General features: G+C 57.5%; 23 protein-coding genes. 8 read left to right on the top strand and 15 right to left on the bottom strand.

Annotated elements, in window-relative coordinates:
* Window positions 1-190: 190 nt before the first annotated feature.
* From speD to ACR0LW_RS16320, 8 genes are all read left to right on the top strand, one after another.
* Complete coding sequence (gene speD, locus ACR0LW_RS16355; RefSeq protein ID WP_480883313.1) at window positions 191-580, top strand: adenosylmethionine decarboxylase; 390 nt, start codon at window positions 191-193, stop codon at window positions 578-580.
* A 7-nt stretch (window positions 581-587) separates the two neighbouring features.
* Window positions 588-1,880 (top strand): GNAT family N-acetyltransferase, encoded by a 1,293-nt coding sequence (locus ACR0LW_RS16350; protein WP_480883311.1) that lies wholly within the window; start codon window positions 588-590, stop codon window positions 1,878-1,880.
* 30 nt (window positions 1,881-1,910) lie between these two features.
* Window positions 1,911-2,498 (top strand): hypothetical protein, encoded by a 588-nt coding sequence (locus ACR0LW_RS16345; RefSeq protein ID WP_480883309.1) that lies wholly within the window; start codon window positions 1,911-1,913, stop codon window positions 2,496-2,498.
* Between the two features lie 77 nt (window positions 2,499-2,575).
* Window positions 2,576-4,126: a polyamine aminopropyltransferase gene (locus tag ACR0LW_RS16340; protein ID WP_480883307.1), complete on the top strand. Its 1,551-nt coding sequence runs from the start codon at window positions 2,576-2,578 to the stop codon at window positions 4,124-4,126.
* A gap of 414 nt (window positions 4,127-4,540) precedes the next feature.
* The gene (locus tag ACR0LW_RS16335) at window positions 4,541-5,512 is read left to right on the top strand and encodes a hypothetical protein (protein WP_480883305.1); all 972 of its coding nucleotides are present in this window, start codon (window positions 4,541-4,543) and stop codon (window positions 5,510-5,512) included.
* A gap of 254 nt (window positions 5,513-5,766) precedes the next feature.
* Window positions 5,767-7,689 (top strand): DUF3604 domain-containing protein, encoded by a 1,923-nt coding sequence (locus ACR0LW_RS16330; protein WP_480780130.1) that lies wholly within the window; start codon window positions 5,767-5,769, stop codon window positions 7,687-7,689.
* A 144-nt stretch (window positions 7,690-7,833) separates the two neighbouring features.
* Window positions 7,834-8,664, top strand: a complete 831-nt coding sequence (locus ACR0LW_RS16325) for a peptidyl-prolyl cis-trans isomerase (RefSeq protein ID WP_480883303.1) — start codon at window positions 7,834-7,836, stop codon at window positions 8,662-8,664.
* Window positions 8,661-9,650: a HupE/UreJ family protein gene (locus ACR0LW_RS16320; RefSeq protein WP_480883301.1), complete on the top strand. Its 990-nt coding sequence runs from the start codon at window positions 8,661-8,663 to the stop codon at window positions 9,648-9,650. The genes ACR0LW_RS16325 and ACR0LW_RS16320 overlap by 4 nt, the downstream gene beginning before the upstream one ends.
* A gap of 90 nt (window positions 9,651-9,740) precedes the next feature.
* Here ACR0LW_RS16320 and ACR0LW_RS16315 read toward each other — a convergent pair whose 3' ends face one another.
* The 15 genes from ACR0LW_RS16315 to ACR0LW_RS16245 all read right to left on the bottom strand — a co-directional run bounded on the left by ACR0LW_RS16315 (window position 9,741) and on the right by ACR0LW_RS16245 (window position 25,102).
* Window positions 9,741-11,636, bottom strand: a complete 1,896-nt coding sequence (locus ACR0LW_RS16315) for an adenylate/guanylate cyclase domain-containing protein (RefSeq protein ID WP_480883299.1) — start codon at window positions 11,634-11,636, stop codon at window positions 9,741-9,743.
* A 175-nt stretch (window positions 11,637-11,811) separates the two neighbouring features.
* Window positions 11,812-12,507, bottom strand: coding sequence for an RraA family protein (locus ACR0LW_RS16310; RefSeq protein ID WP_480883297.1), 696 nt, complete (start codon window positions 12,505-12,507; stop codon window positions 11,812-11,814).
* Window positions 12,504-13,199: an alpha/beta fold hydrolase gene (locus tag ACR0LW_RS16305; protein WP_480582798.1), complete on the bottom strand. Its 696-nt coding sequence runs from the start codon at window positions 13,197-13,199 to the stop codon at window positions 12,504-12,506. Before ACR0LW_RS16305 ends, ACR0LW_RS16310 begins: the two co-directional genes overlap by 4 nt.
* Window positions 13,196-14,320, bottom strand: coding sequence for a cobalamin-independent methionine synthase II family protein (locus ACR0LW_RS16300; RefSeq protein ID WP_480883295.1), 1,125 nt, complete (start codon window positions 14,318-14,320; stop codon window positions 13,196-13,198). Before ACR0LW_RS16300 ends, ACR0LW_RS16305 begins: the two co-directional genes overlap by 4 nt.
* A 12-nt stretch (window positions 14,321-14,332) precedes the next feature.
* Window positions 14,333-14,935, bottom strand: a complete 603-nt coding sequence (locus ACR0LW_RS16295; RefSeq protein WP_170631842.1) for a class I SAM-dependent methyltransferase — start codon at window positions 14,933-14,935, stop codon at window positions 14,333-14,335.
* Complete coding sequence (locus ACR0LW_RS16290; RefSeq protein ID WP_480883293.1) at window positions 14,932-15,891, bottom strand: cupin domain-containing protein; 960 nt, start codon at window positions 15,889-15,891, stop codon at window positions 14,932-14,934. Before ACR0LW_RS16290 ends, ACR0LW_RS16295 begins: the two co-directional genes overlap by 4 nt.
* Before the next feature lie 150 nt (window positions 15,892-16,041).
* The gene (locus ACR0LW_RS16285) at window positions 16,042-17,016 is read right to left on the bottom strand and encodes a nuclear transport factor 2 family protein (protein ID WP_480883291.1); all 975 of its coding nucleotides are present in this window, start codon (window positions 17,014-17,016) and stop codon (window positions 16,042-16,044) included.
* Window positions 17,013-18,032: a LacI family DNA-binding transcriptional regulator gene (locus ACR0LW_RS16280; protein WP_480872142.1), complete on the bottom strand. Its 1,020-nt coding sequence runs from the start codon at window positions 18,030-18,032 to the stop codon at window positions 17,013-17,015. Before ACR0LW_RS16280 ends, ACR0LW_RS16285 begins: the two co-directional genes overlap by 4 nt.
* Window positions 18,032-18,799, bottom strand: coding sequence for an SDR family oxidoreductase (locus tag ACR0LW_RS16275; protein WP_170521527.1), 768 nt, complete (start codon window positions 18,797-18,799; stop codon window positions 18,032-18,034). Before ACR0LW_RS16275 ends, ACR0LW_RS16280 begins: the two co-directional genes overlap by 1 nt.
* Window position 18,800: 1 nt before the next feature.
* Window positions 18,801-19,853, bottom strand: coding sequence for an ester cyclase (locus ACR0LW_RS16270; protein WP_480883289.1), 1,053 nt, complete (start codon window positions 19,851-19,853; stop codon window positions 18,801-18,803).
* Window positions 19,850-21,181, bottom strand: coding sequence for a histidinol dehydrogenase (hisD, locus tag ACR0LW_RS16265; RefSeq protein ID WP_480582815.1), 1,332 nt, complete (start codon window positions 21,179-21,181; stop codon window positions 19,850-19,852). The genes ACR0LW_RS16270 and hisD overlap by 4 nt, the downstream gene beginning before the upstream one ends.
* 11 nt (window positions 21,182-21,192) lie before the next feature.
* Entirely contained in the window at window positions 21,193-21,723 is a 531-nt protein-coding gene (locus tag ACR0LW_RS16260) for an ester cyclase (RefSeq protein ID WP_170521521.1), read from the bottom strand.
* 135 nt (window positions 21,724-21,858) lie between these two features.
* The gene (locus ACR0LW_RS16255) at window positions 21,859-22,740 is read right to left on the bottom strand and encodes a carbohydrate ABC transporter permease (RefSeq protein WP_170452930.1); all 882 of its coding nucleotides are present in this window, start codon (window positions 22,738-22,740) and stop codon (window positions 21,859-21,861) included.
* Between the two features lie 9 nt (window positions 22,741-22,749).
* Window positions 22,750-23,781: a carbohydrate ABC transporter permease gene (locus ACR0LW_RS16250; protein ID WP_170622744.1), complete on the bottom strand. Its 1,032-nt coding sequence runs from the start codon at window positions 23,779-23,781 to the stop codon at window positions 22,750-22,752.
* Between the two features lie 67 nt (window positions 23,782-23,848).
* On the bottom strand, window positions 23,849-25,102 hold the full coding sequence (locus ACR0LW_RS16245) for an extracellular solute-binding protein (protein ID WP_170452936.1): 1,254 nt from the start codon (window positions 25,100-25,102) through the stop codon (window positions 23,849-23,851).
* Between the last annotated feature and the right edge of the window lie 41 nt (window positions 25,103-25,143).

The following is a 25,143-nucleotide window of genomic DNA, read 5'->3' as shown; positions in this document are numbered from 1 at the left end:
ATTTTGTAATTTAACCCGGCCTTCCGGTTTCAGTTAAGTGTGAGTCGGGGCAAACCAAAATCTCCCATTGGTTGTGCATTTCCGCCACAGCGCTTCCGTCAAAAAAGCTTAACGTCGCGATCAGATTGACTAATTAGATCAATGAACTAATGCTGCCGTCATATTACGTGATTTGAGGCTATTGCCATAAATGGACCCTGCTTCTTCGCCATTAGGCATACATCTTATAGCGGATTTCTTTGATTCAACTGCGCTTTATGATCCTACCCCTGCTCAAGACGCTTTGACGCGCGCGGCACTGGCTGCCAAGGCCCAAATTCTGGGCGTCGAGACCCATGATTTCGGACAGCGTGCCGGCTTTACCGGCGTGGCGTTGCTGGCCGAGTCCCATATCTCGGTCCACACCTGGCCCGAGCATGGCTATGCCGCCATCGACATCTTCATGTGCGGCGACGCCGAGCCGCAGCGCAGCCTGGACGTGCTGAAGTCCTTTTTCCGCCCGCAGCGCGTCGAAGCGCAGTCCCTCCAGCGCGGTCTGATCAGGCAAACCGTGCCACAGCTGGCGGTGGCGGGTTGCTGAAGGGCGAATGAAAAAACTGCGCAGATGCCCGGTCACGATCTCTCTTATCCTGTGCGCGATCTGCGTTTACATGCTGTTCGGTCCGGTGCGCTATTCGGGGCCGGTCCTGAGCTTGCCCGACCATCTGGTGTTCGTAATCCGGCATGGGGATCTGAACCATCTGACGCTCAATTGCCTGATGATCCTTGTTGGCGGTTCCCTGACCGAACCCCGGCTGGGCAGCATCGGAACCGCAGGTCTTGCGGTTCTGAGCACGCTTGCCGGAACAGTGGCAGAGTTCGCTCTGGCCGGGCCGGGATTTGTTGGGTTGTCGAGCGTTTCCTACGCCCTCGTCGCCTATGGCGTGGTTGCATCCCGCCCGGCAGCGCAGCGTGTCTGGGCGCTGGCGCTGATCTGCGGGCTGCTGACGGCCGAGTTTCTGTATCTGTGGTCTCAGATCGCGGTTTTCACCCATATTGCATCCGCGTTGATCGGAGGAGGTCTTGCCGTGTTTAACGCCCTGTTCGGCTCGAAAGGTCCGACGCTCAAACCTATGGAATGGCGGCATGTTTCGCCCGCCGTTCAGATCATCGCCCAGACCGACGAGGATGACGCGCTTGAAGCTGAAAGCACGTTTGTCAACGAAGGCACCGACAACATGTTTGTGCTGCTGGACCGGGGCGACGTGCTGGGACTGATCGGCTACAGCGTCGACGAAGACGTCCCCGATGTTGCCTGGCTGTCCTGGACCTATCTGGATCAGGCCCATACCGGCAAAGGTCTGGGCGGGCAGATGCTGAACGACTTGCTGGGCAAGCTGGCGCAGCTGCACATCCGCAAGATTTTCATCGAAACCAGCGACTATGAAGAGTTCGGCAAAAAGATCTATGCCGCCGCGCACAAGCTGTATGAAGAGTTCGGCGCTTCGGTCGAGCTGACTGTGCCCGGATATCACAGCCCCAAAGAGGCGAAGATCATCTATGGGCTGGACAATCCCGACGCGCCGGACCTGCCGCCCGCGCCTCCGGCCTCGACCGCGGGCCTGTCTGTCATTGACCTGCATAAAGCCGCTGAAACCGATGATGTCGCGGGTCTGCGCTGGCGTGAAGCCGGGACCGGGCTGGCCGGGCTGGATCAGCAGCTTTCGCTTGCGCGCACGCAGAAATACCGCATGGCGGTTCTGGCTGTCCCCTCTGACCTATCCGATGCCCACGCGGATGAATTGCAGGCGCATGGGATGACGAAATGCGGCGAACTGAATGAGTTCTACGGCAAGGACCTGCACCAGGTGTGGTGGTCCTGCCCCCTTGGTGAAACCTGAAAACACTGACTAAACTCGATAGGAGATTTCATGTTTGGAAAACTTAAACTGATTGCCATTTTGGGCGTTCTCGGCTTCGTCGGCTACACGATGTTCCTGGCCCCCAAATCCGAACAAACCGCCGATCTTGGGCAGGTTCTGGACCGGACCGAATTTGCGATCAATCAATATCAGGAATACCTGACAGCCAACAGCATCGCCGAAGCCTCGGACGAGCAAGTGGATGAATTCACAATATATCTGACGCAGGTCATGAACTCGGAACCGCGCTTTTATGACAAGCCGCTGGGTCTGGAGATTCTGTCCGACGCCAAATTCTCGGGCTATGCGGATCCGAATGGCAACGGCGTTCGCGACTCGGACGAGGGTGAGGTTTTCACCATCGAGATCGACGAGGCCAACAACCGTCTGATCGCCACTGACACCGCCGGTGAATCCGCAGGCCTGCGTTTCTCGGGCGCTGGTTTTCTGGCGGGTGCGCTGATTGGCAACCTGATCAGCCGTCAGCGTTCGGCCGGGATCAGCGCGTCCAGCTTCAACAATCGCAGCGTGACACCGCGCACCAGCTATTCGGCCCCGCGCAGCGCCCGCGCCGGTGGTTTGCGCGCCGGTAAATAAGCGCCGCGCCTACCCGAACCCCAACCTTGGCCCGGCGCGCTGATCGCGCCGGGCTTTCCAGTTTTCCGGATTTCACTATGACCGACACATTGACACCGCGTTACACCGACCTGCCGCGCCGACAGGCGATGGTTCTGCTTGGTGCGATCCTTGTTGTTGCCCTGTGTGGCATCGTCTACGAACTGATTATTGGGACGGTGTCCAGCTACCTGCTGGGCAACTCGGTCTATCAGTTTTCACTGACCATCGGCTTTTTCATGTTTGCCATGGGGGTCGGGTCGTATGTCTCGCGCTTTTTCCACGGCAACCTGATCCAGACCTTTATCTGGGTCGAGCTGATCCTGGCCCTGATCGGCGGCCTGTGCAGCGTGTCCCTGTTCATGCTCTTTCCCTATGCCCCGTGGTTCTACACGGTCGGCATGTTCACCTTCATCTCGTCCATCGGGTTTCTGGTCGGGCTGGAGATTCCGCTGCTGATGCGGGTCCTGTCCGAAAGCAGCACGACGCGGGAATCCATCGCCGACGTGCTGTCGCTGGACTATGTCGGCGCGCTGTGCGGGTCGGTTCTGTTTCCGATCCTGCTGCTGCCGTCGCTTGGGCTGATCTCGTCCTCGTTTGCCATTGGCCTGACCAATGCCATGGTCGCGTTGCTGAGCGTGCTGTGCCTGCGCGATCAACTGGACACGCCCAAACGGATGCTGGGCTGCGCCATCGGGACCATTGTCCTGCTGTTCGCACTGACCCTGCTGGCCGGGCGGATCACAGCATTCGCGCAGGATCACCTGTATTTCGACCGCATCGTCTGGCGCAAGCAGTCGCAATATCAGTCGCTGGTTGTCACCAACACCTGGCAGAAAAACGATATCCGCCTTTATATCGACGGCCATCTGCAATTCGCCGAAACGGATGAGTATCGCTATCACGAAGCCCTGGTTCATCCCGCCTTGTCCTGGGGTGAGGCCGCCCCCAAATCCGTGCTGGTTCTTGGTGGAGGCGACGGGCTCGCCGTGCGTGAGATACTGAAATACCCCAGCGTGTCGCGCATCGATCTGGTGGACCTCGACCCGGCGATGACCGATCTGGGGCGCAATCTGGCCCCCATCGCGCGTCTGAACGAAAACAGCATGGAGGCGTCGGCCCTGCACGTGCACAACACCGACGCGTTCAACTATGTCAAATCCACCGACCAGACCTATGACCGGATCATAATCGATTTCCCCGATCCCCATAACGAGGCGCTGTCCAAGCTTTACTCGGTCGAGTTCTACGCCATGGTCCAGAGCATCCTGACCGAGAACGGCGTACTGGTCACCCAAAGCAGCTCGCCGTTCTTTTCGCCTCATACCTACTGGACGATTTCCAGAACCTTGTCCGAGATTTTCCCGCAGGTCGTGACGTACCAGATGTCGATCCCATCCTTTGGCGTCTGGGGATACAACCTTGCCGCCAATGACCCGAACTCGACGCTGGGCCAGCTTCCGGACGGTCTGCGCTTTGTCACGCCTGATGTTTTTGCCGCCGCGCGGGTGTTTTCCGAGGACCTTCTTCCCAAGCGCGAACTGGCGGTCAATTCCATCTTTGATCCGGGCATCTATCACGAATATTCGCGCGACGTTTCGGGGTACTGAGCACTCCGTGACGCCGGGTGGAGGGCCGGCTTTTGCTGGGGTCGTTTCGGATCTGAACGTTCTGGACCGAGTTGTCTGTAAAATATGATGTTAGAAGTCTTACGGATAAGCGGACCGAATGGGTTCAATTTCGTTGGGTCGTGACGTGTAACTATCCGGTACAATGGCTTTCCTACGCCCGCTTAGCAGAGCAAACCCAAATCCCGAAACATTGTACCGGCGAATTCAACGATATTCCGATCACTGAATATATTTGCTACCTTAGCGCTATTGGTGACGCCGCCAACCTAGGTGATCAGTTCCGTGGGGCCAGCAATGCGAAGAATTCTTGCAGTCGTGATATGCGTCCTTGGGCTGGCCATACCGCGTGCATCATACGCCTGCGCGGTGTGTATTGAGCTGCCGGACGCATCCTTGGCCGATCACATTCTATCCGCGGAAGTCATCGTGCTGGCGGGCCCAGCATCAGACAATCCTTTCAGGTTCGAGGCGCAAAAAGTTCTCAAAGGGGATAACGAAAAGCTTAAATCCGCACCGGACATTCCGTTTTTGATCGACAGCGTTACACGACGGTCGTTCCGCTCGGATCCAACGCGAACCGTCTTGCTGACCTATGGACCGACCTACAAGGATAGTACCGGTCGCAGTTCTTCGCGGCATTGGAGACGTTTGTTTATTCTGACCCCCGAAAGACACGACTTTCTGGAAGACCTTCGTAGCTTCGGTCGGCTTTGGGCTTACGGAGAAACGGATAATCCCGACAGGGTTTTGTTCTTTACCCGGTATTTAGGGCACTCGGATCATGTGTTGCACAACATGGCCCTGATTGAAATCGGTCGCGCACCCTACGCGCTTGTGCGCCCGTTGAGCGACAGAGTTCCCGCAAGCTTAATTCTACAGGAATTCAGCGACATAAACCGCTTCGCATACAGATCCGCCGCCATCCGTTTGCTCGGGTTGCAATCCGATCCCCAGGCGCGCTCGTTTGTACGCACGCGATATGTTCGTTCGCTGGAATCAGGTGGGCTGAATTCTTTCGAGTGGGCTCTTGCTGGAATAGAAGCGGACCAATCGACTGCAATCAGCGCCATTGGCGCGGCCCTTCAAGATCCTGGCAAGACAAAAGAACACAAAAAGGCGTTGATCCGGGCTTTGGCCGAAGCGGGCACCTTACAATCAGAGTTTAAGCCAAAAATCGTTCAGATTTTTTCCGCTGCTCTGGAAAATGACCCCGAGCTTTTGGTTCAAATCGCTATCGCGACGCGAAATTGGGGCGAAACTGCGCTGCATCAACAGTTTGAAGCTTTAGCCGCTTTGGAAGAAACGGACCTCGCAACGCAGTTTGTTCTCAATATGGTTTTGGAAGCTGATTTACCGGCAGATTGATTTGGGTCTGTTCATGCCTCGCCGGTGCTGCACGTCAACGCTCGGGCCTTGGCGCTTGAGCCGACCAAGTAGTCAGCACTTGGCACGCGAAGGGACACGGCTGCATAGCTCAGGCCAGCGTTCTGACCAGCTTCAAGCACATCGGAAAGAAAAACCTCACAGAAACCAAAACAGCGTGATATAAACAAAATCGAATATAAACAGATTGCGAAAACTCTTCTTCTTCGCAGAATTTTTCGATGTGGGAGGTCCCAATGCTTCGGTTATCCGTTTGTTTTGTCGCTTTGATGTTGGCACCGGCAAGTGTTCTTTCTGACGCCGTGCCCAGCGAACAGGCGGCAGAAGGTTTATTTCAGGATCAGCCGTATTCTCCATATGCCGAACGCTCGTTCCCTGAACGTCCGCTTTGGGGGGACACCCATCTTCACACCGGGCTTTCGCTGGACGCCGGGGCCTTTGGGAACACTCTGCTACCAGATGAAGCCTGGCGTTTCGCAAAGGGCGAGCAGGTCATTTCGTCGACAGGTCAAGCTGTCAGATTGGCGCGACCTCTGGATTGGATGGTTCTTACGGATCACACGGACCTGATGGGATTTGCGCCGGACCTTCAAGCCGGAAAACCCGGCGTTATTGCTGATCCAAAAGGGTTAGAGTGGTACGAAGGCTATAAAGCTGGCGGGGAAGAGGCCGGGAAAACGGCCTTCGATATTATCACCAATTTCTCGCAAATGACTTTGCCGGAAATTCTTCTGGAATCCTACAGCCCCGGCGCAGACGCTTTTGCGTTCACTTGGGAACATATCGTTCTGGCGGCCGAGCGGCATAATGACCCCGGCAACTTTACCGCCTTCATCGGGTTCGAATGGACCTCGGTTCCCAAGGGTTTCAATCTGCACCGGAACGTCATGCTGCGTGACGGCCCGATCCGGGCCTTGCAAATGGTTCCCCCGGTCACGCAGCCCCCTTACGGCGATACGGACCCTAAATCGCTCTATGCCTGGCTTGAGGAGTATCAGGAAAAAACCGGGGGCCGCGCAGTTGCCTTTGCGCATAACGGCAACCTGTCGAACGGATGGATGTTCCCGACCGAGGATACGTATCACGGCGGCAAGGTTGACGAGGAATACGTCGCAGCCCGCGCCAAATGGGAACCTCACTATGAGGTTACGCAGATCAAAGGTGACGGCGAAGCCCACCCCTTCCTGAGCCCGGATGACGAATTTGCGGATTACGAGAACTGGGACGTCGGCAACCTCGACATAACCGAATTGAAAACCGATGACATGTTGGCCGGGGAATATGCCCGTGAGGCACTGAAACGCGGCTTGATGTTAGAAGAAAAATTCGGCGTTAACCCCTATAAGTTCGGCATGGGCGGTGCGACGGACAGCCATACCTCTCTGGCCACGGCGGAAGAAGACAACTTCTTTGGCAAATCCGTCAGCGTTGAGCCCTCGGCCTCGCGTATCAAGCACCCGTTTATCGCCAATGATCTGGGTGAGATTCCCGGTGATCTGCTTGTAGCGTCCGGCTATACGGCTGTTTGGGCGACCGAAAATACACGTGCTGCAATTTTTGACGCATTCAAGCGGCGTGAAACCTACGCGACCACGGGCCCCCGGATCGGTCTGCGATTCTTTGGCGGGTGGGATTTCAGTGATGCTGATGTCGAAACCCGCTTTCTGGCAGATGTTGGCTATACCAAAGGTGTTCCGATGGGGTCGGACCTGCGCCCCCGCGAAGGGGACGGCGCGCCATCCTTCCTGATCGCCGCTTTGCGCGACCCGATCGGGGCAAATCTGGATCGTGTGCAAGTCATTAAGGGCTGGCTTGATGCCGAGGGTGCCTTGCAGGAAAAGGTCTATGATGTTGCGTGGTCAGACAACCGTGTTGCAGATGATAGCGGCAAGATCCCCGCGGTGGGGAACACGGTGGATGTGGATACCGCCAGCTGGACCAACACAATCGGAACCGCCGAACTGGTCACTGTTTGGTCTGACCCTGATTTCGACCCGAACGCGCGGGCCTTCTACTACGTGCGGGCGATCGAAATCCCGACCCCGCGTTGGGTGCTTTACGACAAGCTAAGGTTCGGCTCCGAGCTGCCCGAGGATGCAGTGCTCACGCATCAGGAACGCGCGTATTCGTCCCCGATTTGGTATACGCCGGCCGAGTGATCCGCTGCCCACTGAGGTCGTGACCGCGACCTCAGTGGGCACGGCCAGCCCCTGAATCGGCAGCCGTCCATCACCTTGCAATATCCAACCCTCTGATGCCAGCATCGAGACGTAGAACCAGATCACGTTTTACGAGGAGCCTTCATGCGAATACTGAAAGAACCTCTGTTCCACTTCTTCCTGATTGGAGCGGCCATTTTCGGTTGGTTCCATATTGTTGCGCCAGAGTACCAGACGGCCGAAACCTCCGAGACGATTGCAATCGACGAAGAAGATGTCGCGGCTTTGTCCTCTCGGTTCAAAGCCCGATGGAAACGCCCGCCAAACGATACAGAGCTTCAGTCTTTGGTCGATGCATCCATCCGCGAAGAGGTTCTGGTCAGGGAGGCAAGGAAACTGGGTCTGGATCGCGGAGATACCGTGATCAGGTCTCGGCTAAGCCAAAAGATGGATTTTCTGACCGAAGCAATCGCCATGTCGGTTGTTCCGAAAGATGAAGATTTACAGGCATTTGTCGATCAAAACCCGGACCGCTATGCAACGCCTGACAAGGTTGCCTTCACCCACGTCTTTCTGGGGGAAAGGCCAAGCGAGGCAGAAATTGAAACAGCTTTGGCCGCGCTGCCTGAGACCGACGAAACCTCGGCTTTCGGGACCTCAACGCTGCTGCCCGCTTCGATGCCGTTGACCGCGACAAAGGTCATCGACTCGGTCTTTGGGACAGGGTTTTCCACGGGGCTACTACAGGCCGAAACAGGCCGCTGGACGGGGCCTGTCCAATCTGGCTACGGGACGCATCTTGTGCAGGTAATTGCCGTTGAACCGAGCCAGACACCGCCGCTGGCTGACATTCGCGATGCGGTACTTCAGGACTGGCGTCGCGCCACAAGCGAAGACATAGCCCGGGCGCAATACGAGACGCTTGCCGCCAGCTACGAGATTGTAATCCCCGATCTTTCAGGCTTGGCGAAATGAGACCCCTGATCTGCCTATTGTTTGCGATGTCGCTGTCCTGGCTGGGTGGCAACGTCACAGCCCATGCCCTTGACCCGGGATACTTGGAAATGCGGCAGATCGCGCCCGACACCTGGGCTGTTCATTGGCGAAAACCCGATGTGAATGGTCAACCGATGGCGATCGAGCCCATATTGCCGGAAACCTGTGTTCCGGCCCGTGGGCCAGATCCCGTTTTCGACAGCCGGGCCTGGGTTTCATCCTGGGTCACGGAATGCCCCAAGGGCATGGCAGGTGAATTCATCGCCATTGAGGGTCTGGAACTGCAGTTGAATGACGTATTGGTACGTTTGCACCCGACGGCATCCGAACCTGTGACGCTTCGACTAACCCCTGATGCGCCCGTTCAGGGAATTCCTTCCGATCAAACGACGTGGTCTGTGTTCGTGGCATATTTCCAGTTGGGATTTGAACATATTCTGGAAGGCTGGGATCACCTGCTGTTTGTCTTGGCGCTGTTCATTCTGGTTCGCGATCCTTGGCGGTTGGTCGGCGCCGTGACAGCTTTCACCCTTGCACATTCCATAACTCTGGCGCTGGCAACTTTTGGCGTGCTGAGCATTCCCGGCCCGCCGGTTGAAGCCGTTATCGCGCTGTCTATCGTCTTTCTGGCTATGGAGATCGTAAAAGGCAGCAAAGGTCTATTACGGCTTTCAAACCAAAAGCCCTGGATTGTCTGTTTCGGGTTCGGACTTTTGCATGGGCTGGGTTTTGCAGGGGCTTTGGCCGACATTGGGCTGCCCGCGAACGATATTCCTGCGGCGTTGTTTGCGTTCAACCTGGGTGTTGAAGCCGGTCAGCTGAGTTTCATAGGCGCTCTGGCTCTTATGGTTGCCGTCTGGCGGCTGATCGCGCGCCCGGTTGGCCAGAGGGCCACAGTGATTGCCGCCTACTGTATCGGCTCGGTGTCGATGTATTGGCTCATTGAACGAGCCAGCGGGTTTTGACTGATCCCCGGCGTTGCTCTTCCAGTGAGTGCCGCAGTGTATAAACGCGCAACAAGGCAATCATTCAGGTCAAACACAGCCCGAAGGCGATCAATCGGCAGGTCGGTCCGGCAATCCGGCAGTCCGCAAATCGTCGACAAAGCGATCCGGAATGCCCTGATCCCGGAATTTGCCCTTAAGACTGTGGCGTTGATCCTCAATCGTATAGCCCGGTTGATTTTCCAACAGCTTGTCTATCGAGGCTTTGGCCTCCTCCAGCCGCCCCAACCGGACATAAAGCGCCGCCTGTGTACGGCGCGCCAGATTGGGAATGTTTGTCATCCGATCGATCGCTTCTAACCCGGCTTCATACTCACCGGTGAAATACTGCGCCCAGGCGAGGCTCCACAGGTACCAGTCCGGATGATGGGGATTCAGCCGGATCGCGGTTTGAAGCCTTTCGACGGCCTCGGTCGCGCGACCAAGATATACCAACGTTTCGACCGAGCCCGCCAACACACCTGCCGAGTTCGGATTAAGCGCAATGGCGCGGTCGTACTCTCTTTCGGATTGCTCAAGATCGTTGGCCTGCATAAACGCATGCGCAAGAACCCAGTGCGCCAGAGAACTGTCGGGATCAAGTTCAACAGCTTTGCGAGCCGCCGCAAAGGCGAGGTCCAGAGCTTGGCCTCGTGGCCGGTCAGCACACCATCCCCACCGATCACAATTGATATGCACCCAGGCAAGGCTGAAATATGCAACGGAATAGTCGGGGTCCAGTTTGATAGCCTCTTCAGCCAGCCGCTTGGCTTCTTGATTACCGGCCGGCGTGAATTTGAAACGTTCGGCGCGGCTTAGATAAACAAGTTCGTACGCGCCGTGGCTTTGAGTGGACTGGCGCAGCAATCGGTCGAATTCGGCAAGGTCAAGGTTCTGTTCCAGCGTCGCAACAATTGTTCGGGTAATTTCATCCTGCAGCGCAAAGATATCCGTCAAATCGCGATCATAGGTTTCAGTCCAAATTGCATTCCCGGCCGCCGCGTCAATAAGGGTTGCATTCACGCGAAGCTTGTCGCCGAACTTTTGCTGGCTGCCTTCCAGTACGTACCGCACGCCAAGTTCTTTGGCGATTTCACGTATATCTGCCGATTTGTCGCGGTAAAAGAAGCTCGAGTTTCGGGCGATGACAAAAAACTCGGGGAACCGGGAAAGCTTGGCAATGATCTCTTCACTGATTGCGTCGCTAAGGTAGCCCTTGTCGGCACCCTGACTTACGTCGCTGAACGGCAGCACGGCAATCGAAGGCTTGTCCGGCAGTGGGTGTTCCATTTCTGCCGTTCCTACCGGCTGAAAATCCGGTGCAATGAAACGCCAAGCGACAAATCCGGCGACAAGAGCCAAAGCCAAAAAAGCAATGGCAGCCGTCCGCACGGTAAAGGGTTTTCGGTCTGGTTTTGCGGGTTTGACCGAAGATACTAGCGTTGCCGCTTTCTCGTTCAGGTTCAGGCGGAACACCGGAACAGGCTGTTCGATATTCTTGACCGTGATCCCGCCCAGATCCTCGAAATCCAGATCCAGTTTTCCGCGGACCTGACTGAAGACGTTGCGGTGAACGCAGACTCCGCCGGCTTGGGCGAGGCTCTCGATCCTTGCAGCCAGGTTTACACCGTCGCCGAAAATGTCCCCGCCCTCATCAATCACGTCACCGACGTTGATGCCGATACGAAATTCTATTCGGTCGCCAACGGGAACGTCCGAATTCCTATCGGACATGGCGCACTGTATTTCGACGGCAAATCGGACCGCATCGACAACGCTGGCAAATTCCATCAACGCGCCGTCGCCCATCAACTTGATCGTTCGCCCGCCATACTGAACGGCCTTTGGATCAATTAATTCCGAGCGATGCGCTTTGAGCGCGTTTAGTGTTCCCGTCTCGTTTTTTCCCATGAGGCGGGAATAGCCCACTACATCGATTGCAAGTATGACCGTGAGTCGACGTTTCACCATGGGCCTCCTTTAGTGCAGGTTAAGGAAGAACGATAAGGAATTCCACTTTGCCCCACGGTCTTCGAAATGCAGGGCTTCATAGCGCAGTTGTTTCGGGGTCACGCGGCCTTGGCGATTGCCTGCAACTCATGGCCGAGGTCAGCAACTGACGGTTCCTATCAGCAATCAGCTGTCAGGTTCGGGCGGATTCGAATTCAGACCACGCGGTTTCGAAAGCTTCAAAATCAAATCCAGGCTGGCTGGCCGCGTCCAGGACAATGCGCTCGGTCGTCAGCAGCTTTTGGATCGCGGCCTCTAGTTGGCCCGCGACGTCTTCGGGCACCACCAGCGCGCCGTGACGGTCAGCATGGATCAGATCGCCGGGATTGACCGTCAGGCCAAAGACCGAGACCGGAGTATCGAGTTCGCGCACATGGACAAAGCCGTGGCTTGGGCCGACCGACCCGGCAACTACCGGGAAGCCTTGCCGCAAATCCCCAAGGTCACGCATCACCCCGTTGGTCAGCGCACCCGACAGGCCGAAACCTTTGTGGACCGTCGTGTTGATTTCACCCCAATAGGCACCGATGCAATCGGGGAAATCCAGATCCTCGATCACCGCGACGGACGGTGACGGTGCTTCGGCCATGTATCTGTAATAGGCCATGCGCCGCGCCCTGATGATTTCGGGCGGTTCGGCGGGCGGATTGACGGCGGCGATTTTGGCAGTCCGTGCATACCCCACCATGGGCGGTTCTTCAGGGGCCGAGCAGTGCATGGTGCCGCGCGTGAAACGGTCGAAACCGCGCTGGCCTTGTGCCACTTCGATGGCATTGCAGACCGTGGGGGTATCAACCTTGCGAAGCAAAGACAAAAGGGACGGTTTCATAGGTCCTCCAACCAGCGCGAGATTGCGGCTGTGGTTTCATCGGGTTTTTCGAGGGTGGGCAGATGCCCTGCGCCGGAAATGATTTCGAGCGTGCTGTTGGCCAGAAGGCGGTGCATCAATTCATGGCGTTCGACGGGGCAAAGCCCGTCATCCTGACCGCACAGGACCAGAGTTTTGCCTGCATAGGCAGACAGGGTATCGCATTGATCAGGGCGATCCATCAGCGCCTGCGATTGACGCAGGAATACGTCCGGCCCCAGATCGGTCGCCATCGCCATGCACAGGTCAAGAACGGCCCCCTGCCTTGGTCCGTCTGCCAGATAGTTGGGCTTCATTTCGTCCCGCATAACGTGCCACAAGCGCCCCTCGCGCACCGCAACCATCTGGGGGGCGCGGCGGGCCTTTACCTCGGGGGTTTCAGCAAGCGGGTTGGTATCGAGCAGCGCAAGGCGCGACACGCGCTCAGGGGCCTGACGCACCACCTCCATCGCGACGATCCCACCCATCGAAAGGCCCAAAAGCGCAAAAACAGGCGGCGCGTTTCTCAGAATGTCTGCCGCCAGAACTTGGACGCTGTCATGCTGGCCAAGTGGAAAGGTCATTACGGGCATTCGGCCCGACAGCGCCTGAATCTGCGGGCCGAAAAGGCGCGCATCGCACATCATGCCGGGCAACAGGATCAACGGAGTCATGATGCGGTCAACTTGGCCCCGTCTGACAACGCCGCCAGCTTGGCATAAGCGATCTGAGGATCAACCGCGCCAAAGCCCGCAAATGTGCCAAAGCCGCAATCGCTGCCCGCGATAACGCGATCGGCACCTACGATTCCGGTGAACCGTTCAATCCGCTGAGCCACAAGTTCGGGATGTTCAACGAAATTGGTGGTAGTGTCGACCACCCCCGGCACAAGAATCTTGTCATCTGGAATTTCGGCTTTGCGATCCCGAAACACCGTCCACTCATGCGCGTGGCGGGGGTTTGACGTTTCGAACAGGACATAACGCGACTTAGTCGCCATCAGGGTGCTGAACACCTTGTCCATCGCAATATCGCAGCAATGCGGGCCTTCGTAATTGCCCCAGCAGATATGCACGCGAACTTTCTCGGCAGGCACGTTCTGCAGCGCGTGGTTCAGGGCCTCGACATGCATGTTGGCGATCATGACGAACTCGTCATCAGACAGATCGGTGAACAGCATATGCCGGGACAGTGCCAGATCCGGGCAATCCAGCTGAAGGTCCAGACCTGCCGCCACGATGGTTTCGTATTCTTCCTTCATGGCATCGGCCAACGCGGCCAGATACGCCTCGCGCGTGGGATAGAAATCATTCTGCAGGAACAGCGAAATGACACCGGGCGAGGCCGCATTCATAAAACCCCGTTCGGCCCCGTGCTGCGTCATGGCGGCTTTGAGGTGGGCGATATCCTTCTCCAGCTCACCCTGCCCTTTTGAGCGCACCTCATCCGTGCACATGGGCCGCGCATATTGGGGCGTGCCACCATCATCTGCCAAGCGTTGCAAGAAGCCCGGAAACATTTTCAAATCCGCAGGCGCATTGCGCGGGCTATCACCCGAAAAGCCGGTATAGCGGTCTTTGACATAAGTTGCGTAGGAGATTTTCGAGGTCTCCCCATCGCTGACAATATCGACCCCGGCTTCAACCTGTTTGCGCACCGTCTCGGACACGGCATCCGCCATGCAGGCGTCAAAGGCCCCCGCGTCGTAGGGTTCATTGTTTTCACGGGCGAAGATGAAATCCACGACCTCCTGCGTGCGGGGCAGAGACCCGACATGGGTGGTTTTTACGGTCATTGGGGCCTCTCCTTACAGTTTTCGTGCCATCAGGACTGTGTGGCTTTGGGTCTCGGGGTCTTCGGCCAGAAATCCGGTCAGGTGCAGCCCGTTTTCTTCCAGACACACGGCATAGCCTGCCGGGGACAGCGAGGCGTGATATACGCGCTCGGCTCCTACCGTGCCGCTGACCTCACCGGCACGCGGACCGACGGTCAGCATCAGCATTCCACCGGGCCGCAAATGACGCGCCATGCGGGCGATGCAGGCCTTCTGCTCATCCGCTGTCAGGTGAAAAAAGCTGTTCCACGCGATGATGCCGTCAAACTGCTGGTCCAGCTCGAAATCCCGCATGTCGGCTTTGCGCCAATCGCCATCGGGCCAGCGGTCCCGCGCCAAGGCCAGCATCGCCTCGGAAAAATCGACGCCGGTGACGGCGAAACCTTCGGCCATGAACCAGCGCGCTATAGGGTCGCCGGTGCCGCAGCCCAAATCCAACACATGATCGCCGGGCTTCAGGCTGGCCGTAAAGCGCGCCAGCCAGCGCGCCTCGAACAAAGCCTTCGAGCGGCGCTTGTCATATTCGCTCGCCTGCCGCTCGTAAACGTCGTGTGTGTCATTGGGATCCGCGTTCATCCTGTCCAGGTCGCTCCTGCCGGGTCATCGGTTGCGGTGATCCGGTACAGGCCAGCCTGCCCGGTCATCGATGGAACAACGCTATAGGATTCACCGGGCAGAACCAAAGCGGTGTCTCCAACGGACAACGTGGTTTCGTACCCATCAACAGAGATATGCCAATGGCCGCTGGCTGGCATCAACACCACGGGTTTCTCAGCCTGGGTCGCGTCTGCTACGCAAGAGCCCCGCCCAAGGAAATCGACCTCGAAACCCGGTCTGTCCTTGATCAAGCCATCCTCGCCAATAACCACGGCTGGCTTGTTGGACGACAATGCCATCAAGTCCCAGTATCGGGCGACGTATTTGCCAACCACATCTTCAACCGGAACCTCGGGATACGCCTTCAGTTGGTCTTCGCTCAGCAAAGGCATCGGGCGCACATTGTGCGGCAGCTCCTGCCCTTTCTTGGAATCATAAAGAACCCCGTTGTCGCCCAGCATCAGACCATGCGCCTGCGCGTCTTCGATCACCTGCGGTGCCCATGTGACGCCGCCGCCCGCGTCATCGCCGCCGAGGATCGACATGATCATGCCGTAGTCCTGACCGACATTTTCAAAGCCGCGAAAGATACCGGTGGGGATGTTGAAGATGTCACCTTCTTCGGCAATGAACTCACCAGCCGTGCCATAGCGGCCCCAGAAGAACCGCCAGCGGCCTTTGGCGACAAAGAACACCTCGGCCGTGGTGTGGCTGTGCAAAGAGTTGCGGCATTTCGGAGGTTGCCCGGCAGCGCCGATATTGAACCCGATCTTGTCGGTGATGTGCACATGCTGATCCGGAGATTCGGACACCCCACCGCCGATGATGGTAAAGTTCTCTTTCTGATCGCTGCCCGGTGTGTGGGCGTCGATAAACGCGGTTTTGCAGGGTTTCAGTTCGCCGTAGCGAACGATGCGTTGCTGAATGGTGCTCATGTCAATTTTCCTTGTGTTTGGGGTACAACGATCTCAACCCCAAAGCCCGGAGGACGGTTGTTCAGCCGCCGGGCGCGCAGGCTGGCCCGATGGGCGTGAAACCGCCGCATCGCCTGCCCGGCATCCAGATTTGACATAAGACAGGCCATGTCAGAGATCACCGGTCTTCAACAGGATCTGTTTCCAGACAGATGTTTCATCGAACAGCGTGTATTCGCGGCGCAGGCCCCACGGGCCGAATTCGGCATGGCTGATGCCAAGCACAAAAACCTCGGCTCCGGTGGGAACACCGAAGACACCCCACCCATCGTGTTTGCCGTGCAACGTCCAACGAAGCGCGGCACGCGGCGGCATCATCGGGTCGTCCCGACCGATCTGGTGCTGGATTTGGAACTCGGCATTCGGGAACGAGGCGCGTAGGCCCATCCAGAAACGATCAACCGGTCCCCAACTATGTCCGGTCGTCCCGCCGGGATATTCCGACTGCACGGCCCGGTCATATTCGGCCTCAATAGCGCTCATATCCGCGCTCATGATCCGGGTCAGGATATCGGCGTATTTCTGACCCCATTCATTGTCATTGCCGCTGCCTTCATACGGGCCAGGCTGATCATTCGACGGGGTGTAAGGCCGCACGCAAGCCTCTGGTCCGCCTTCGCGTGCGATCAGATCACGGGCATAGTCTTTCGACTCCCAGCCCATCTGCTGCACGATTGCACCCTGGTCCCGGATCAGCCACTCATCATTGATCTGGTTATTGATGGCGTGGCAGTCGGCCAGAATACGGTAGACCAGCTTTTTCCCGGTGGCCTTTCCGTACACCCCGTCCCCAAGATGTGTCGCAGTCGACAAAAGACGGTGTGAGGACAACATCCCCTCTTCCGGCGTACCGGACCAGATCACGTCTTCGCCCAGCAGCGTCCGATCCGGAAACTCGGCCAGCGTCGCCATCGTGGCCGCTATTACCCCCTGATTGCCGACAACCACCGATCCGGGCGAACGCACGACAATGTCCGGCGCATAGTAATCATGCAGCGTGGCAATTCCGCGATCTTCCCAAATCTCTTTGGTGATCCCGATGATGTAATCGGGAAAGTCTTTGAATTTGGGATCAAACCCCTTCATGTTTTCCATCCTTCAGGTACGCGGGCCGATCCGCGAACGATCAGCGGCCCATCAATCTCTAAACGTCGGGGACCCATGCGCGGGTCATTGATTTTGCTTAGCAAGATGTCCACGGTTTCAGACACCATGCGGTTTGCCGGTTGTCGGACGGTGGTCAGGTCGTAGCTGGGCCAGGCTGCTACGGTAACGTCGTCATAGCCCACAACCGACACATCCTGTGGGATCTTCAGGCCAATTTCGAACCTGAGCGTGTCCATAACGGCGATGGCCATATGGTCGTTTGCAACAAAGACGGCCTCGGGCGGATCCGAGGCGAACATCCTGCGGGCCGCTTCCTGCGCCTTTTCGGTTCCGAAATTGCCGACCTCGCGGGCATGCAGCGCAACGCCTGCTTCGTTCAGCGCGGCCGTAAAACCAGCTTCGCGATCCCGCTGCGTCGATGCGCCCTCCCACCCGGCGATGTATCCGATCTTCTTATGTCCGGCGGCCAGCAGGAACTCGGCCACTTTGCGACCGCCCGCCGTGTTGTCCGAGGTGACCGATGACATGGCCGGGTCATCCTGCGCCCGGTTAAACAGCACCATCGGCACACCGGCGGCACGGCACCGATCGGAAAGGTCCGATGACAATGCAACCGACGCCGCAATGATCCCATCCACCTGAAAATCAAGAATTTCTTCGACAACCTTGTCGATATTCTGCGCCGAGTTCGAGGCCATGAAAATCAAGACGTGATAACCACGCTCCTGCAGCGCGTTGGTCAGTTTTTCCAGCGCCTCGGGGTAGAACTGATTGTTCAGATAGGCGACCACAAGGCCAATGATCCGGCTTCTGCCCGACACCACTGCCCGGGCCAGAACATTTGGACGATAGCCCAACTCCTCTGCCGCTTTGCGAACCTTTTGAATGGTCTTTTTGGAAGCCGATGCGCCGGGGGTGAAAACACGACTGACCGCCGATTGGCTTACACCGGCCAACCGCGCAACGTCCATCGATGTGACCTTTTGTATTGCCATCAGTCCGCCGTCCAACCTCCATCCACCAGCATGGAGGTGCCCGTGACCAGCGCCGAGGCGTCAGAGGCCAGATAGACAACGGCGCCCATGATGTCTTCGATCTCACCCGGCCGGCCCAGCTTGATCTTGTCCAGAATCCAGGCGCGTTTATCAGGGTCTTCAAAGGTCGGGCGCGTCAGATCGGTCAGAATGAAGGTCGGGCAGATTGTGTTGACGCGAATTTTCTCCGGGCCGAATTCCAGAGCCATGGCTTTGGTAAACCCTTCGACAGCGAACTTCGAGGCGCAATAGACCGCACGCTCGCGCCCGCCGACATGGCCCATCTGGCTGGAGATATTGATCAGCGATCCTGACCGCCCGGCCTCCAACAACCCCCTTGCCACGGCCTGAGTCAGAAAATACGCACCCCGGACATTCACATCCATGACGGCATCAAAATCCTCGGGGCGCGTGTCCACAGCCTTGCTGTGACGCGCCAACCCGGCTGAGTTCAAAAGAACATCAAACGGGCCGCTTTGTGCCACTGCCTGCGCCGTCGCCTCGATATCCGACACATCCAACTCCAGCACATTGGCCTGCCAGCCACGCGCCTGCATTTCAGCGGCTATGTCTTGCAGCGCGCCGGTCCGGCGCGCTGCTAATGTCACCTCTGCCCCGTGTTCCGCCAGCGCCACGGCACAGGCCATGCCGATGCCAGAGGATGCCCCCGCAACCAAAGCGCGCTTGCCGCTTAAACTGAAACTGGGGGTGCTGGGGAATTGGGGCATATCAAACCTCGCCGACCGGGAATGGAATCTCGCCCTGTACGCGTACCTTGTTGAATTCACGCAGCCGGGCAAAGACATCTACGCCCAGTTGCCGGTAGGCGTCCAGCAGGTCGACCAAAACCCAGTTTTCACGGATCAGACCATTCTCCAAGCGCCAGAAATCAAGGCTGCGCATGGTGATCCGCTTGCCAGATGGCGCAATGCCCATCCAACCGTCATGGGTCACCGTCTGGATCATGTTCGGCCAGCCGGTCACGGCGGCGTATTCAGCATCCCCGAAGAAATGATAGGTGATGTCGTCCACGTATTTGCCGCGATCCGGCATCCCGTTCAGGAATGGGATCTGATGCCAATTGCGGAACCCTGCAATGCCGCGCCCGGTGCCGATCCCTGCGGGGCCATACCAGTTCATGCGAGGATGCCAGAATTTTGGCATCTCCATCACCTCAGAGCCACCCTGGCTTGGGTGTTTCTTGAGGTGTTCCAGCATTTCAACGATATGGGCGCAGGACGCCTGAGATTTGGCCTCATCCCACGGGCCCGGCACAATTCCATCTAAGGTGGCAGGGCCTGGAATACAGAACTCCAGACCCAAGGACGGCGCCATGGGCCAGGCTTTGGCCTGCATCATCACTTCGGGGATATCCCAGAGCGTCTGAATCTCGACCACTTGCCCATCCACGACGCGATAGAATTCGTGATACCGCATATGGGTCAGGTGCCCGGTTGGCGGAATGTCCAGCCACGGGGCGACAAAGGTGCCGTAGTAATGACCGCCGCACCCGATCCAGTCATCGCCATGTTCGGTTTTGCCGCCCATCACGATCCAGTCCCGTCGTTCAAGGTCGGGCATGGCTTTCAGCAGGGGCGCATAGCAGGTGTCATAGAGTTCCTGCGGACCGGTCAGATCACCGAAGGGATGCGGCATATGGATGACGGCGTCGGCGGCGATCACGCCCTTCAGCGCCGCCTGAACACGGACGTCGTCAAAGTCATACATCGCGGCCCGAAGCGGCGCGATCAGTGCCTTGTTCGCCGAATGGATATCGCTCATTCCGCCGCCTCTCGATAAGGCGCACCTTCGCCATAGGGAACATTGATGCCGCCATAGCGACGCACCCGGATATTGCACTGCTCAGCATGGCCAACGAAACCTTCGAGCATACACAGGCGCGACCCGAACTCGCCGATCATCGTTGCGGCTTCATCCGTCAGAACCTTTTGATAACTGTGCGTTTTCAAGAATTTACCGACCCAAAGACCACCAGTATAACGCCCGGCTTTCTTGGTGGGCAGCGTGTGGTTGGTGCCGATCACCTTGTCACCATTGGCCACATTCGTTCGCGGCCCCAGGAACAGCGCGCCATAGCAGGTCATGTTCTCAAGGAACCAATCGTCGCGGTCGGTCATGACCTGCACATGCTCGGACGCGATGTCATCGGCCACTTTCAACATCTCTTCATACGTGTCGCAGACAATCACCTCACCATATTCATCCCAACTGACGCGGGCCGTGTCCGAAGTTGGCAAAATGCCCAGAATACGGTCGATCTCGGCCAAGGTGTCCTCGGCCAGTTTGCGCGAGTTGGTGAGCAGAACACAGGGGCTGTTATACCCATGCTCGGCCTGACCCAGCAGATCGGTGGCACAAAGCTCGGCATCTGCGGCAGTTTCATCTGCGATCACCATGGTCTCGGTCGGGCCTGCGAACAGGTCGATGCCGACACGGCCAAAGAGTTGCCGCTTGGCTTCCGCAACAAATGCGTTGCCGGGACCGACCAGCATGTGCACGGGCTCGATCGTTTCCGTTCCGACGGCCATGGCACCCACAGCCTGAATGCCGCCCATCACGTAGATCTCATGCGCGCCGCCCAGATGCATCGCCGCGATGACAGCGGCATTGGGCTTGCCCTGAAACGGCGGGGTGCAGGCGATGATGCGCGGGACACCGGCAACCTTGGCGGTCGCGACAGACATATGCGCCGACGCCACCATCGGGAACTTGCCGCCAGGAACGTAGCAGCCCACAGACTGAACCGGGATGTTCTTATGCCCCAGGATCACTCCGGGCAAAGTCTCCACTTCGATGTCCAGCATTGAATCGCGCTGAGACTGGGCGAAATTCATCACCTGCGCTTGCGCGAACTTGATATCCTCCAGTTCCCGTTCAGACAGCGATGCGATCAGATCATCGATCTGTTGCTGGCTCAGGCGATAGCTTTCGGGTGAGTAGTTGTCGAATTTCTCCGACAATTCGCGCACAGCCGTATCCCCACGCGCTTCGATGTCTTTCAGGGTCGCCTCGACGACAGCGCGGGTCTTGGCATCATCTTCGGCCCTGTCGGCCTCGGGTTTGCCGCGTTTCAGATATTCGATTGCCATTATCCTGATCCTCAGTTTGCGGGCCGGGGCGGCGTTTTCTCGCCCCGGTCAAATGCTTCCCAGCCTTCGCCGTTGAAGACGTCCACGCCCAGCTGTGCGGCGACATGAGCGAAATCGACATTCACCCAATTGTCGACGATCTTGCCGTCGACAACTTTCCAGAAGTCCATGTAGCGGATTTCGACCCGCTTGCCGGTTGGGGCGATCCCCAGAAATTCGCCTGAATGGGTGGCTTCCTGGCGACCGAATGCGGCGGCCCATTCGCCCATGTAAAGGCGGGCCTCATCAATGCAGGTCTTGTCCGAAAACGCCGCCTGAAACGGGCGTTGCCAGTTGTCCTGAAACTGTTGCAGGCCGGTTTTGGTGCCACATCCCTGATTGCCCATCCAGCGGAAGCCCTGCGAGAAGAACTCGCCAATGTCGTCGATGCGATGATCGTTCAGCCCATCGACCATCCCTTCGATAACAGCGCGCGTTTCTTCGGTTTTGCTCATATCCGTGTCTTTGGTCAGCACGGCCTGTTCGGGGCGGGAGCCCTTCATGTGTCTCGTCCTTTTGTTGGTGCGTAAGGAATTTCCGTTTTTTCAGAGAGTGTTAATGCTCTGACAGAAAATCCCTCGGCATCCGGTTGAGCGCAGGGTGACGCGCAATGGCCTTATGTCGTGCAGACGCGCTCATCAGCCTTTTACCGCCCCGGCAGTCAGACCGCTGACAATCTGGCGCTGGAAGAACAGGATCAGCACAAACAACGGAGCCGTGGCCGATACCACAGCCGCAACCGCATACATCACCTTGCCCTCGACCTGGGTGGTGCCCATGAAGCTGTTGATGGCCGGAATGATGGTTTCATTCTCTTCGCTCAGCAGCATCACCGCGACGGTAAAGTCGTTATAGGCCAGCAGGAAACTGAACAGACCCGTGGTGATCACGCCGGGCCACATGACCGGAACGATCACATGCCGGAAGGCCTGGAACCGGGTGCAGCCATCGACCATGGCACTTTCGTCCATGTCTTTCGGGATGTTCTTGAAGAATGAATGCAGCATCCACAGCGTGAAAGGCTGATTGATCGCCACAAGCACAATGATGGTCGTTGGCAGAATGCCCCAGACGTTCCATTCGAAGAACCACAGCAGATAGCCTGAAACCAGCGTGATATGCGGCATGGCGCGGAATACCAACGCCGCCATCAGGATCCAGAACGCATAGCGGAAACCGGACCGGGCCAATGCGTAGCCGCCCAATGTTCCGAAGGTCAGCGAGATGACCACGGTAAAGAATACGACGATGCCCGTGTTCTTGAAGTTGAACCAGAAATCTTCTTCGATCCACGCGCCGTAATAGCCTGCACCGGTAAAGGCGCTTCCGGTTTGCTCGATGGTGTTTGTGCCGCGCAGCGCGTTCATCCAGTCGGCTTTCGACAGGAAGTCAGCCTGAACCTTGAAACTGCCCCAGAAGGTCCAGAAGAAAGGGAACGCTGCGATGATCAGCCAGAACGCGACAAAGGTGTATGAGAACAGCTTTAGCGGGGTCATGCGGGATTGTGCTTTGGTCGCCATGTCGTGTCCTCAGTGAGATTTGCGGGTGAAGTCGCGCCATGTGCGCACCAGCACCGGCATCATCAGAATGACCACGATGATGATGGTGATCAGCGAAGTCGCGCCAGCCGAGGCGTAAAGCGGATTGCCGCTTTCGCGCAGGTCGTTGAAAATGATCCAGCTGAGCGAGCGCGCATGGGCCTCGGCCTTGAAGCTGACGATTGGTTCAAAGACACGCAGGTTGTCCATGATCATCATCAGGGTCACAAACGAAACCAGCGGCATCAGATGCGGGACAACCACATGGATCATGCTCTGCCATTTGCTGGCACCGTCGATCTGCGCCGCTTCCATCGTATCTTCCGGCACCGTCTGAAGCCCGGCGTAGAAGGTGATGAAGCTGAACGGCAGGGTGTGCCAGACACCATACACCATCAACATGATCCACATCAGCGGCGTGGATGCCTTCAGGCTGAGGGTTGGATCATTGAAAAGCCGTTGAATTGTTGCCCCGATCACCCCGTCACCGTCGACCATCCAGAACAGGATCAAGGAACCAACCAGTGGGGTTACGAGGAATGGCAAAAGGGAAATGAAGATCGCAAGGCCCTTCAACGCGCGTGGCAGGTTGTTGACCCCAACCGCAATCGCCAGACCCAGAACCAAGACCAGAGGCGTCACAATGAAGGTATAGGCCAGCGTAAAGGTCAGAGCGTTGTAAAATGGCAGGTTGTAGACCTTCGACCAGAACTCACCCAGGCTTTCTGAAGTTGACCAGGCCTCTCCAATGTCGCCGAGTGCCAGATGTGACCGGTCGAAATACGTGCCCAGACCGTTGAAACGGCCCAGCGGTTGTTCTTCCCGCAGCTTCTCGGTCGCTTCCGTATCGACTGTTGTTGTCGGGTTACATCCAAACGGACCGCAACTTTCCGAGACGACCAGAACCTGCTCGTGTTCGACAAAAAGCGACTGGATAAACACCGACACGATCGGCAACGCGATGAACAAGATCATCGCTGACAGTGTCGGCAGAACAAACCAGAAGAAGGTGCGGTGTTTCATAACATGCGTCCCGATCTAAATTCGAGAAAGAGAGGGGGCCGTGACAGCCCCCTCAAGTCGGGGAGATTTACTGGAGGAAGCCAGCCTCTTTGGCCGACGTCCGGTAGGACGCTTCGACATCCGAAAGCGCTTGCTCAGCAGACTCGTCACCCTTCAGGAAGTCTGACAATTCCTTGCCAAGCGCGGCATGCAGAATGCCGATCTGCGGGATCATCGGATACGGTTTTGCACCGCCTTGCGCCGTCGCCGAAACACCAGCTGCGGCTGGTCCAGGCTGATAGCCATTCAGCAGCCAGACGGCATCATCGTTGTTTGCCGCCACCATCTCCGGTGTCAGCGCGCTGACCAATGCCGCAAAGGTTGCCTCGGCCTCTTCATCCGACACGTTCGAGGCAATCGAAATGCCATCCCACCACAGGGTCGCAGCAGGGATCGAACCGCCGCCAACAGTCGGTGCTGCAGACAGTACCGTGTTCGACGTCACCTCTTCCGAGGATCCTTCGTCGTCCAGAATTGGCGCACCGCGCGAGCCCCACATGACGCCCAAAGCTGCCTGACCGGCTTCCCACAGGCCTTGCGTCTCGTTGGACGCATGCGTCAGGTGATCGGGGTGCGCGTATTCTGCCAGCGCCTTCATGGTTGCCAGCGTGGCCAGACCTTGTTCGTTGTTGATTGCTGGCTCGGCTGTGCCCGGCTCAAAGAACTCGCCGCCATGCCCGAGGTAGATCATGTTGAACACCTCAGCGAGGTTCCAGCCGCCGTCACCGGCGCTCAGGTTCATCACGATCGGATGTTCCATGATACCGGCGGCGCGGATCATTTCGGCGGCTTCAAGGACTTCTTCGTAGGTTGCGGGAATACCGTCAAAACCTGCCTGCTCCAGAATGTCCGTACGCGAGAACAGGTGCTGCGAGTTGGCCATGAAGGCCACAGCCATGACGTTGCCATCGATGGTGATCAGAAGGTTGGGCGAGATATTTTCGCCATACTTTTCAACCAAATCGTTCAGCGGACGCACCAGACCGTCATTCATCAGCTGGGTCAGTGTCGAATTGGCCAGAATGACCGACGTGTATTCAGAAGGGTTCGGCGTCAAGGCCGCGTTCATGATCTGGCGCGCTTCGGTTGTGTGGTTGGTCGAAAACTCGGACGCCCCACCTGCACAGTTTTCCTCGGCTGTGCCTGCAACGGCATGGATGGCCGGAAAATCACTGGCCAGAATTCGGATGGATTGACCTTCGGGACCGCAGTTCGCCGCATATGCAGCCGAACCCATCAATCCGACGAAAGTGGTTACGGTAGCTAGCTTTTTCAGAAACATCTCATCTCCCTGTTTCTCTGAAGTGTCGTGCGCGCCCCTGT

Source organism: Ruegeria sp. N4, from assembly GCF_056531425.1.
Note: the sequence above shows the minus strand (reverse complement) of the source record. Positions and strands in the feature narration are given on the sequence as shown.